This window comes from Cytophagia bacterium CHB2, from assembly GCA_030263535.1.
Taxonomy (GTDB): Bacteria; Zhuqueibacterota; Zhuqueibacteria; order Zhuqueibacterales; family Zhuqueibacteraceae; genus Coneutiohabitans.
Map to the genome: position 1 here is coordinate 1 of SZPB01000189.1, position 12,396 is coordinate 12,396.

Consider the following 12,396-nt stretch of genomic DNA (forward strand, 5'->3'; position numbering starts at 1 on the left):
GGATTTGCGCCCGCGCGGGATTATCGAGTATTTGAAGCTGCGCCGCCCGATTTATCTTGCGACTGCGGCGTATGGCCATTTCGGTCGGGAGGGCGAGGGCTTCACCTGGGAAAATCTGGATAAGGTGGCGGACTTGACGAAGTAAGGGAAGGAGAAAAGGCTTGCTTTCACCGCGCCAGTCGCGCTATATTTCCGCAGCCAGCCACGCTCGCGATCACTTTTTGATCCCATAAATCCGGCGGGCCCTTAGCTCAGTCGGTTAGAGCGACGGACTCATAATCCGTTGGTCGTAGGTTCAAGTCCTACAGGGCCCACCAGTTACTCTTAAAAAACAGGCGACATGCCTGTTTTTTTATTTGTGGCGTGAGGTGTTAAGAATTCTTCCAACAAATGATCACGTGCTTGTTTATTACGAAGCATTGTGCGACATTTAGGCAGATTTGAAACGTCAAAAAAATCGTGCAGAAAGTGGAAGTATCAGTGAATTTCTCTGAATAGCTATCTATGGCCAAATCCCTCAAACCCGTTTTATTGGAAATCGGCAAATGGGCGCTGGTGATGTGGCTGATGTCGCCGCTGGCGTTCGTCATGCAGGGGCCGATTGATTTCAGCCGCGTGGCGCTCGGAATTTTGCTCTTCATCATCTTTACCGGAAAAATGTTGTATGATACGGTGTTGGCGCCGGCGAAAACACGCGCCGAGCGCACCCCGCTGCAAGACGTGCTGGCCATGATCGGCACGATTGCCGTCGTCGGCCTGGCAGTCGGCATGATGCTTATCCTCGTGGGCGTCTACGTCGCAAAAGTAATCGCCAGCCAGAACGCACAGTTTTAAGCCTGCCCCGCGCTTCCGGCGCCAAAATTTTCTGGCCGGTCGCTCAATTTTCTTCCGGCGTCTGCGGTGAAAAGAGACTTGCATTTGTGTTGAGATTTTTTATTATTTGCAGGTCGTTTTCCGAGCGAAGCCACTTCAGCGTTGCGATCCCACCTTCGTCATTCACGAATTCCAGTCCCGTGGGCGTGCGTTTGTGCTCTGAAAAGCATGACTTTACAGAGGTGGGAAAACTCGGCATAAATCATCTTGAACACGCTGTAACATTTTTTGATTTTGCGGCGCAAACGCAAAACTTTTACAAAGAGACAGTCGTCTGAAATCAATGCAATAACCACGCAAACCTACCGAATTCCGGGCTTATGTAGTAAGACCCTGTCCTAAAATGAAAACGCGCTGAAGGAATCGCGCCCGGACGCGGATTCCGACGCGAAAAAGGTGTTATTGTAAAAAACAAATGCAGAGGGCAAACGTTATGGCTGAAGTTTCACAAAAAATCATGATCGAGGCCAAAGGCTTGAGCAAGTACTACGGGCCGTTTGTCGCGATCAAGGATATTTCTTTTGCCATTCCGAAAGGCCAGATCGTCGCCTTTCTGGGACCAAATGGCGCGGGTAAAACCACGACCATGAAGATTCTCAGCGGCTATCTCGCGGCGAGTGAGGGCACGGCAGCAATCGCCGGCCTGAGCGTCAGCGACGATCGTCTGGAAGTGGCAAAAAAACTGGGCTACTTGCCGGAGAATGGACCGCTCTATCAAGATATGACGCCGCTGGAGTTGCTGCAATTCTTCGCAGAAGCGCGCGGCCTTGAGCCGAGCGTCACGAAGAAGCGCATCGATGCCGTAAACGAATTGTGCGCTTTGCAGCAGGTGATGGAGAAACCGATTGGCAAACTCTCCAAAGGCTATCGTCAGCGCGTCGGCCTGGCGCAGGCGCTGTTGCACGATCCTGAAGTCCTGATCATGGACGAGCCCACGGCCGGCCTCGACCCCAATCAGATTCGTGAATTCCGCAAAAACATCCGGCAACTTGGCCATTCCAAAACCATTCTGCTTTCCACGCATATTTTGCAGGAGGTGGAAGCCGTTGCCGACCGTGTTATCCTCGTCAACAACGGCGCGCTGGTGTATGACGGCGAGCCGGGCAAGCTGATGGAAAACGGTTCGCTCGAAGGGCCGTTCTATCGTTTAACCAGCAACGGCTCCGCGGCTGCTTAAACATTGATGATTTGTCATTGCTGAAGAACCCTTTGCCGGGCCTGGCAGAGGCGGCGCAGGCGTAACGCGCTCAAGGGTTTTGATACAATGACAACGAAGCTATGATCTCCACTCGACGAACAAATAAGGAATAGGGTAGAACCGATGAGCCTAAACCTAAAACCGAATATCAACTGGCAGGTGGTAAAATCCATCATGCGGCGCGATCTGCGGCGCTACTTCAACAATCCTACCGGTTACGTTTTTATTACACTCTTCATCTTTCTGAGCGCCGCTGCGGCGTTTTGGCAGGAACGTTTTTTTCTGAACAATCTTGCCAATCTCGATCAACTCAATGACTTCTTTCCGTATTTATTGCTGTTTTTCATCCCTGCGCTCACGATGGGGATGTGGGCCAATGAGAACAAAGAAGGCACGGATGAGTTGTTGCTGACGCTGCCGGCCACGGATCTTGAGATCGTGCTCGGCAAATATTTCGCGGCCTATGGCATTTACACGGCGTCGTTGCTGCTTTCGCTCAGCCACGTTATTGTGCTGTTCTTTCTGGGCTGGCCCGATCTCGGTTTGATGATCGGAAACTATATCGGCTACTGGCTGATCGGCGGCGCGCTGATTGCTGTCGGCATGCTGGCCTCGCTGCTCACCTCGAACGTCACGATTGCCTTCATTGCCGGCGCTGTGTTTTGTGCGTTCTTCGTCTTCATCGGAGCCTTGGGCGGTATCTTTGGCCAGGCGGTTAAAAATTTTGTGTCGCCGCTGGGCGTGTTCGGCCACTTCGGCGATTTTTCGCGCGGCGTGATCAGCTTCAGCGGTTTGCTTTATTTCATTTCGATCGCGGCGACGTTTCTCTATCTCAACGTCACTCTCATCAGCCGCCGGCATTGGCCGCATGAAGCCGAGGGCTACAAAATGTGGCAGCATCATCTCGTGCGCGCCGCAGCGTTGGTGATCGCGGTGATCAGCGCCAACGCGGTGTTGAGCCGTCTCAGCATGCGCCTTGATGTCACGGCAGAACAATTGCATTCGCTTTCCAGTGAGACGAAAAAACTGATCAAGGAAATTCCTACCGATCGCCCGGTTTTGATTCAAGCTTATATCAGCAAAGACGTGCCGCAACAATATGTGCAAACGCGCCAGAATCTGTTGAGCTTTTTGCGCGAGATTGCTTCCGCGGGCGGCAGCCGTGTGCAGGTTTTGATTCACGACACCGAACCCTACACGCAAGAAGCACGCGACGCGCGTGAAAAGTTCGGCATCACACCCAACGAGATTCCGAACCCCGGCAGCGCGCGCGCCAGCACCTCGCAAGTGTTCATGGGCGTGGCCTTCACCTGTGGCGCCGAAGAGCAAGTCATTCCGTTTTTTGACGCCGGTTTGCCGGTGGAATATGAATTGGCGCGCAGCATTCGCGTCGTCGCCAAAACACAGCGCAAGAAAATCGGCATTGTGAACACCGATGCCAAGCTCTTCGGCGGTTTTGATTTTCAAACGATGCGCAGCAACGCGGCTTGGCCGGTGGTCGAGGAATTGAAAAAACAATACGAAGTCGTGCAGGTTGATCCCGAGAGCGCCATCACGGATTCGCTTGACGGCTTGCTGGTGGCTATGCCTTCGGCGTTGCCGCAAGAGGCGATGGATAATGTGCTGGCGCGCATCGAAGCCGGCATGCCCACGCTTTTGCTCGACGACCCGTTGCCCATCGTCAATATCGGCCTGGCGCCCTCGGAGCGTTCCGGCGCGGACATGAATCCCTTCATGCGCAACAATGCGCCGCCGCCCAAACCCAAAGGCAATATTCAAGCGTTCATGAGCAAACTCGGCATCAATTGGAATTCCGCGCAAATCACGTGGGATACCTATAACCCGCATCCGGATCTCGCGCAGATTCCACCGGAGATCGTGTTTGTCGGCGCAAACAATGAAACCGTCGAGGCCTTCAATAAAGAGCATATTGCCAGCGCCGGTTTGCAGGAAGTTGTTTTGCTCTATCCCGGTGCGTTGGCGCCGATGCCGAGCAGCTCCTATGAATTCCAACCGCTGTTGAAAACCGGTGTATTATCCGGCGCGTTGAATTATCAACAGATGATTCAGCGCAGCTTTTTTGGCGCGCAAATGGTCGATTCACGCCGGCTGCGGCACATCCCGATCAATGCGGATCAAACCCTGGCAGCGTATGTTCGCGGCACGAAAAAAGATTCGCTCAGCGGCGACAAGAGCCTCAAGGTCATTTTTATTGCTGATCTCGATTTTATTTCCGACCAATTTTTTGAATTGCGCCGCCGCGGCTTTGAGAATCTCAATTTCGACAATGTGACATTTTTCTTGAATTGCATGGATTATCTCGTCGGCGACGATTCGTTCGTCACCCTGCGCAAGCGCCGCGTGAAGCACCGCACGCTCGAGACGGTTGAAGCGCGTACGCGCGCCTACGTCGAGCAGCGCGTAAAAGAAGAGCAGGATGCCGAAGCCGAAGCGCAACGCGCGCTGGACGAGGCGCAACGCCAGTTGAACGAGAAGGTAGCGGACGTCCGCCAGCGCACGGATCTTGATACGCAGACCAAGCAAATCATGGCGGAGAACCTGCAACAAGTCGAGAACCGTCGCTTCGAAGTGCAGAAAGCCAATATTGAAGCGGCGAAAGAAGCCAAAATTGATGCCAGCAAGGAAAACATGGAAGCGGCCATTCAACGCATTCAAAGCGGAATCAAAACGCTGGCCGTGATGTTGCCGCCGATTCCAGTTTTGGTCTTGGGCGTCATGATTTTTATGCGCCGGCGCAAGCGCGAACAAGAAGGCGCGGCGGCGGCGAGGAGACTGAGGAGCTAACCATGAGCGAAAAAAAGAAAACACTGACGTTTGCCGGCGTCGCGGCGGCTCTCTTGCTGCTGGCATTTATTACCGCGCCCCGGCGCGTGACGCCGTCCGCTTTCAATGATCAAGGCCAGCCATTTTTCCCGGATTTCAAAGATCCGCTGGCCGCCACCTCGCTGGAAGTGATCGATTACGACGAAGCCACCGGCAGCGCCCGGCCATTCAAGGTGCTGTTGAAGGATGGAAAATGGACGATTCCTTCGCACAACGATTATCCGGCTGACGGCAAAGATCGCCTTGCAAAAACCGCAGCTTCCGTCATCGACATTAAAAAAGATGATTTCCGTTCCGATAACATTGCGGATCATGAAGCCTGCGGCGTTGTCGATCCGCTGGATGAAACAGCCGCCAGCCTCAAAGGCCGCGGCAAGCGCGTCACGCTCAAGGGCGGCAGTGAGCAAGTGCTGGCGGATTTTATCATTGGCAAGGAAGTTGATGGCCGTGAAGGTTTTCGGTTCGTGCGTGTGCCCGGTCAAAAGCGGATTTATGCGGTGCGCATGAATATCGACATCTCAACGAAATTCAGCGATTGGATCGAGTCCGATTTGTTGAAGGTCAACAAAGACGACATCAAGCAAGTCGTGTTAAAGGATTATTCGATCGATGAACGGCGCGGCCTCGTCAATCAACGCGATGTGGTTGTGCTCGATAAGAAGGACAGTGATTGGGTCGCGAATAAAATGTCGAGCAGCGAGGAAGTTGACAAAACCAAGATCAACGATTTCCTCACAACCCTCGATGGCTTGTCGATCGTCGGTGTGCGGGTGAAGCCGGCGGGCCTCTCACAAAATTTGGAAAAATTGAGTGAAGGCGTGATGCTTACGCAGGCGGATGTGATGTCTTTGCAGAGCAAGGGTTATTATTTCACGCCCAACGGCCAGTTACTTTCGAATGAAGGCGAGCTGGAAGCGTTAACGAAAGATGGGGTGAAATATACGCTGCGTTTTGGAGAGATCGTTTACGGCCAGGGCGAGGCCGTGAGCGCCGGCACAGAAACCAGCGAAGCAGATAGAGCCCAGGGACCAGGCGAGAATCGCTATTTGTTCATCACGACGAGCTTCGAGCCCAAGCAATTGCCGCCCGAGCCGAAAAAACCGCGCAACACTGATTTTCTCACGAAAGCGGACAGTCTGTGGACCGACGCCGATCGTGAGAACAAGAAGATTCATGACGAATATGAAGCCTGGCAAAAGAATATCGAAAAAGGACGAAATCTTTCCAATGAATTGAATGCGCGTTTTGCCAAATGGTATTATGTGATTTCGGCCGCAAGTTTTGATAAGCTGCATCTGCAACGCAGGGACTTGGTGAAGGCCAAAGCGGCGAAGACAAGTTAAGCGCATTGCGCCGGCGTGCAAGCGCATTGCGATGATAGATACGCAAGGTTTTCATGCAATGCTTTCGCCCGCAGAGTTGAGATTTTGCTGAATATTTTGCTTTTAAATTTCAGCGAAATTCGCGATTCTGTGGGCGAATTTGTTTAAGAACGTGGCGCTGCACAATATCGTCAATCCTGATGAGTTTTGGCATTCAATCTCGATAATGTTCAATGATTGCTGATTTTGATTGTCGAATTTCACTAGGCAAGATAAAAACGCATATGCCGCATGATGAAGGCAGGTTATCACGAAAAGGAGATTGCAATGGAGAATTACACGAACATTCTCGTCGAAATCAAAAATAAAATCGCTTATCTCACCCTGAACCGCCCGGACAAGCTCAACGCATTGAACTGGAAAACCATGCAGGAACTGCAGCATGCCCTGGCTGCGGTGAAAGATGATGCGACGGTCGGCGGCGTGATTTTGACCGGCGCCGGCGAGAAAGCCTTTGCCGCGGGTGCGGATATCGGTGAACTGGCGCAACAAACACCGGTGAGCGCCAAAGAATTCTCGTTGCAGAGTCAGGAGATTCTGCGCTTCGTGGAGCATTTTCCCAAGCCGATCATCGCTGCGGTGAACGGTTTTTGCCTCGGCGGCGGCAGTGAGTTGGCGCTCGCGTGTCACATGCGGGTCGCCTCGGAAAAAGCAAAATTTGGCCAGCCCGAGGTCAATCTTGGCATCATGTGCGGCAACGGCGGCACGCAGCGTTTGCCGCGACTCATCGGCAAGGGCCGCGCGATTGAGCTGTTGCTCACCGGCAACATGATTGACGCGCATGAAGCTTATCGTCTTGGCTGGGTGAATCATGTTACCCCGCCGGATCAACTGATCGCCAAGTGTGAAGAAATTCTGCAAACCGTGCTCAAGAAAGGCCCGGTCGCCATCAAGCTCACACTCGAAGCGGTGATGCACGGCCTGGAAATGCCGCAAGCAGAAGGTGTGCAGCTCGAATCGAATCTCTTCGGCATGTGTTTTTCGACAGAAGACATGAAGGAAGGGACAAAAGCTTTTCTGGAAAAGCGCCCGCCAAATTTTCAAGGCAGGTAGTGGAATTTATGGCAATAAGTGATTTGCACGCCAGCTACCGCTGCATCAATAAATGTGAAGGCGAATACGCCCTCGATGAAATTATTTATCGCTGCCCGAAATGTCACGACCTGCTCGAAGTGATTCACGATTTGCAGCCGCTGGCGAAGCAGAGCGGGCATGAGTGGAAGGCTATTTTCGAACAACGTTATCAACTGCGCGCCGGAATTGCAGCTTCCGGTGTTTGGGCAAAGCAAGAATGGGTGCATCCGCATTTAGATGAGCACAATCTTGTTTCATTGGGTGAAGGTAATTCGCATTTGTTGAAGGCAGAACGTTTAGGCAGGCATCTCCAGCTTGATCATCTTTACCTCAAGCAATGCGGCAACAGCCATACCGGTTCCTTCAAAGATCTAGGTATGACGGTGCTGGTTTCACAAGTCCGGCAGATGATCGCACGCGGCCGCAGAATCAAAGCGGTGATTTGCGCATCTACGGGCGACACTTCTGCGGCCCTCGCGGCCTATTGTGCTGCCGCCCATATTCCTGCGGTTGTGCTTCTGCCCGCCGACAAAATCAGCCCGGTACAATTGATTCAACCCATCGCTCACGGCGCGTTGACGCTGGCGCTCGAAACGGATTTCGACGGTTGCATGCGCCTGGTGCAGCAGCTTGCCGAACAAGCGGATATCTATCTTGCGAATTCCATGAATTCATTGCGCCTGGAGGGACAGAAAGCCGTCGCGTTTGAAATTGTACAACAACTCAACTGGCGTGTGCCGGATTGGGTGATCGTGCCGGGCGGCAATCTTGGCAATGTTTCCGCGCTGGGCAAAGGGTTTCTCATGATGCGCGCACTGGGCGTGATTGACCGTTTGCCGCGGCTGGTGTGCGCGCAAGCGGAACATGCGAATCCCCTTTATGAAAGTTTTCAGAAAAATTTTCGCGAGTTTAAAGCAAAGCCGGCGCAGGCAACACTCGCGAGCGCAATTCAAATCGGCGCTCCCGTGAGTTATAAAAAAGCCATCAGCATTTTGCGAGAGTTCGACGGCGTTGTTGAGCAAGCGAGCGAGCATGAATTGGCGAATGCCGCTGCGCTCGCGGATCGGTGCGGGCTGTTTGTTTGCCCGCAAACCGGCGTTGCGCTCGCCGCGCTGGCCAAGATGGCGGCGCGCCGGGAAATCAAACAGTCCGACAATGTCGTGGTTATTTCAACAGCCAACGGTTTGAAATTCGCCGATTTTAAAATTGCGTATCATCAACAAGCAATCAAGGATATTGCCTTTCATTATGCCAATCGCGTGCAGGCCTTATCGGCAGATATTCAGAAAGTAAATGATGCGATCAAAGCGTTTGCGTCAAGTGTAATCAAATGATGGGTTACTCATACAGCCCGCTTCCCGCATAGCTTTTGACTTGCCGTGTTCGTTCCCACATTAAATAAACGTGTCTCATTTCTTCAACTCCGGCGCATTGCGCCATCGCAATTACCGCATATTTTTTACCGGCCAATTCATTTCATTCGTCGGCACATGGATGCAGGGCACAGCCCAGAGCTGGCTGGTTTACGAATTGACGCGTTCTGCGGTTTGGCTCGGCCTGGTCAGCTTTCTCGGCACGTTGCCGTTATCCCTTTTTGCGCTGGTGGGCGGCAGCGTGGCCGATCGTGTGAATCGCCGCCGCCTGATTTTAGCCACCTACACGGCGACGATGTTGATTGCCGCCTTGTTTGCCGCGTTGATTTGGTTGCATGCGATCGAGATTCATTTAGTCGCGCTACTCGTGTTTTTAAGCGGGCTGGTCAACGCGTTTGATATTCCCGCGCGGCAGGCGTTGCTCGTCGATCTTGTCGGCAAAGAAGATCTCGCCAGCGGCATTGCCTTAAACTCGGCCATGTTCAACGCGGCGCGCTTGCTCGGGCCGGCGCTCGGCGGCCTCGTGGTTGCCGGTTTCGGAACGGCTTGGTGCATGATGGCGAATGCCCTCTCGTTTCTCGCCGGAATTTTTGCGCTGCTCATCATTCGCATGCACACCCGCGGCGATAATGATGAAGCGCATCTGCCGCTCTGGCGCTCGCTGCAAGAAGGCGCAACCTACGTGCGAAGTTCTCCTCTTGTCTGGGGACTGCTCGCGCTGGTGGCAGTGGCGACGATATTTGGTTGGTCATTTACCGTGCTTTTGCCCGTCTTTGCCGACGAAGTTCTCGGGGGCGGCGCGATTCAGCTTGGACGCTTGCTCTCGGCCAGCGGCCTGGGCGCATTAGCCGGCGCTGTTTTTACGGCAACCATCGGCCGGCGTTTTTGGCCGCGCAAAATCTTGTTAACCGGCCTTGGCATCTTCGCATTGGCAGCCATCGGGTTCGCCTTGTCGCGCAATGCCTTGCTTTCTCTGGCAACTTTGGCCTTTATGGGATTCGGCTTGATCCTGTTCAATGTCAACAGCAACAGCGCGCTGCAACGGCGCGTGCCTGATCATTTGCGCGGCCGTGTGATGGGATTTTATGTGTTATGCTTCGGTGGTTTGATGCCGGTGGGCAGCCTGCAAATCGGTTTCATCGCTGAAAAACTCGGCGTTACAACCGCCCTGCTCATCAATGCTGCAATTTGCGGCTTGGCGACATTTGCTGCTGCGCGTTTCATCTCACAGACGCGCCAGCAACCCAGCAATCAACCGGCATTCACAAGTGCATCACCCATGAATGGATTTTCATTGGAAAGATGAGGCCGCAATGCCGTCATTGGCGTCGCATGATTTTGGCGATCACCGGCAATTCTTTTCCGGTGACCGCTTCATTTGCCGCTATATAACGGCGCAAGTTGCCGTATAAAAAGCGCGAAAATGAGGGAGTAGAGTTTTTTGGATGCGGTGTTATGTCTGCCAAGTATTCCTGCCAGATTTTTTTTCTCGTATGTGCAGTGTTGCTGAGTTGCGCGGCTGAGAAGCCGGACACGCCGGCGAGCAAGGACGTTGCGGAACAGATCGCGCGCCAGCAGTTGAGCAACGGCTATGTGACAAGTGTGAAACAAGTCGTTGATTTCGGGCGGCTCGTGTACAAAGTTTTTGTGCAGAATGATTCCTTGGCCAAACGCGTGACGGTCGACGCCGCCACCTCACGCATCATTGAAATCATCGATCGCACAGAGGAATTGCGCGAGGCCGTGGCCGAAGGCGAAAATGTGCCGCATGCGATTTGTCCGATAGCGCGCGCGGCCGCGGAAACAAAGGCCTTGCAAGCCGTGCCCGGCAGCATCAAACGCTGGAAAGTTTTGAAGGAAAACAATCGCATCATTCACAAGTTCGATATTGCGACCGCCGAAAGAGAAGAAGCGCGTATCATTGTTGATGACTCGACGCAAGAGATCCTGGCGATTGAACATTCGCTGCCGGCGCGTTAAAACCGGCAGTATTGCATCTCCAGCAAACGTCACAAAATCGCTAACCGTGTCGCACGATCGTGACATGAAAATATCCTCGTGTGGTTGATATTCTTGATTTTCCCGCCCCGCATCTTTATTTTGCCCTCGAAAAAAAGCTGCCAAAATTTTCGGAGTGGTTCTGTTATGCAACCGTTACGAGATTGCCCTCAAACACCTTCTAAAAAATTCGTTGGCTGATTCTCTTTCTTCAAAACTGCTCGGATGTTGGTAGATTCCTTCGTCAATTCTACGCCAGGATGGGAACGTGGAAGCTTGGCGACATGGGCGCGAACATAATGGATTTCAGGGAGCATGCGCATTCTTGTGATGATGGAATTCGCTGATTTATCCTGATGACATGCGCCGGCGAGGAAACGTGATTTGCTTCCCGGCAAATCGCCTTCATCCCTCTAATTGAGATGGCGCGTTCATCCATCCCGCTGATGGTGAGGCGCTTGGGCATTATGAACAATTTTAAACGCAGGAGGCTGTCACCATGAGTTGGAATAACGACTTTAACGGCAAAATTACGAAAGCTTACGATTCGGATTATGAGGCCGGCGGCCACGATGACCCCGATTCCTATGACGATTACGGCGAAGTGAATAACCCCTATTCTCCGATTTGGGACGGTAGCCCCGTTCACAACGACGCTCTGGGTGAAGATTATTCCTTCCCGGACTCCAACGACATTTCGCAGGACTGACGATCAAGGGCGGCATTCTCGCCGGTTCTTGATCCCAGGGATTGGAAAATTGCTGAGACGCTAGAGTTCGTGAAACGATTTCGGCGCGCTGCTTGCGCCCGTTTCATTGTGCTTGGGCTTCTCAGCATTTTTTGTTTGGGGAGCATTTAAATACCATACTCATTTTTGAAACCGCGAATGAGCGCGAATATTCCCTGTTTTTGTAATTCACGTTTATCTGTGTCTATTTGCGATTTGAAATTTGGTCATGTTATTTAAACGACAATTCTTATTTCAACTCACCTACCGCTAATATCCCGCCGTCATCGAACTCCCCAAAATCTCCACTCAATGCTTGTTCGGTTACAAAAAAATCATTATTGCGTAATGGCCAAAAATTGTTATTATTGCCTTGCATCGCCGGTTCAAAGCGCCGCGGTGTCACTCCTGCGCGACATTGATTTCTCTAAGAGCCGCTCGCAAACAGTAGTTCAATGGAATGGGCAAACGCGAGTTGTTTTATGCTGCGATACCTTCTGGCATTGTTAAAGCGAAACGTACAACATGCGTTTTATCCAAAAACACAGCCCGGGCATTGGGGCGTGACGCTGGAAAAGCTCGTCGAACATATGCCTCGCCTCAAGCGCATCAAACGAGGCGATTTGGAATTTGCCGATCGCATGATTGTGCGCACGCTGAATTCAGAATATGATCTACTTGTCATTGAACCGGACACGTTTTTGGTTTCCGGCGGCTGGTTCGATCGCCAACAACTCTCACCGTATCGCGTGAAAATTAATGGCTGCACCTGGGGCGGGGCCATGATTTGCCTCGACATTCTCGCCGCGCCCGGCATGTGCATCGAGTTTAATAATAATGTTCTCACGTCTCCGATACGAGAAGTCGTGGTTTATCGTCCACAAGCTTCTGCTTCCAACTAATTTGCAATTCCCTCGTTCGAGATTG

11 protein-coding genes and 1 tRNA gene are annotated in these 12,396 nt (G+C 52.5%); all 12 read left to right on the top strand.

Annotated features, from left to right (window positions below; genetic code table 11):
• On the top strand, positions 1–145 hold a 145-nt coding region (locus tag FBQ85_17540), incomplete at its 5' end, for a methionine adenosyltransferase (protein MDL1876939.1).
• Between the two features lie 95 nt (positions 146–240).
• Positions 241–317: transfer RNA gene (locus tag FBQ85_17545), tRNA-Met, on the top strand.
• A 187-nt stretch (positions 318–504) separates the two neighbouring features.
• Complete coding sequence (locus FBQ85_17550; protein MDL1876940.1) at positions 505–834, top strand: hypothetical protein; 330 nt, start codon at positions 505–507, stop codon at positions 832–834.
• 472 nt (positions 835–1,306) lie between these two features.
• Positions 1,307–2,050, top strand: coding sequence for an ATP-binding cassette domain-containing protein (locus tag FBQ85_17555; protein ID MDL1876941.1), 744 nt, complete (start codon positions 1,307–1,309; stop codon positions 2,048–2,050).
• Between the two features lie 144 nt (positions 2,051–2,194).
• Positions 2,195–4,876: an ABC transporter gene (locus FBQ85_17560; protein MDL1876942.1), complete on the top strand. Its 2,682-nt coding sequence runs from the start codon at positions 2,195–2,197 to the stop codon at positions 4,874–4,876.
• Between the two features lie 2 nt (positions 4,877–4,878).
• Positions 4,879–6,258, top strand: coding sequence for a DUF4340 domain-containing protein (locus FBQ85_17565; protein MDL1876943.1), 1,380 nt, complete (start codon positions 4,879–4,881; stop codon positions 6,256–6,258).
• Between the two features lie 306 nt (positions 6,259–6,564).
• Positions 6,565–7,350 (top strand): hypothetical protein, encoded by a 786-nt coding sequence (locus FBQ85_17570; protein MDL1876944.1) that lies wholly within the window; start codon positions 6,565–6,567, stop codon positions 7,348–7,350.
• Between the two features lie 8 nt (positions 7,351–7,358).
• Complete coding sequence (gene thrC, locus FBQ85_17575; protein MDL1876945.1) at positions 7,359–8,705, top strand: threonine synthase; 1,347 nt, start codon at positions 7,359–7,361, stop codon at positions 8,703–8,705.
• 64 nt (positions 8,706–8,769) lie between these two features.
• Positions 8,770–10,050, top strand: a complete 1,281-nt coding sequence (locus FBQ85_17580; protein MDL1876946.1) for an MFS transporter — start codon at positions 8,770–8,772, stop codon at positions 10,048–10,050.
• Positions 10,051–10,199: 149 nt separating this feature from the next.
• Positions 10,200–10,724 (top strand): hypothetical protein, encoded by a 525-nt coding sequence (locus FBQ85_17585; GenBank protein ID MDL1876947.1) that lies wholly within the window; start codon positions 10,200–10,202, stop codon positions 10,722–10,724.
• A gap of 517 nt (positions 10,725–11,241) precedes the next feature.
• Positions 11,242–11,451, top strand: a complete 210-nt coding sequence (locus FBQ85_17590; protein MDL1876948.1) for a hypothetical protein — start codon at positions 11,242–11,244, stop codon at positions 11,449–11,451.
• 500 nt (positions 11,452–11,951) lie between these two features.
• Positions 11,952–12,371 (top strand): hypothetical protein, encoded by a 420-nt coding sequence (locus tag FBQ85_17595; GenBank protein ID MDL1876949.1) that lies wholly within the window; start codon positions 11,952–11,954, stop codon positions 12,369–12,371.
• Positions 12,372–12,396 lie beyond the last annotated feature (25 nt).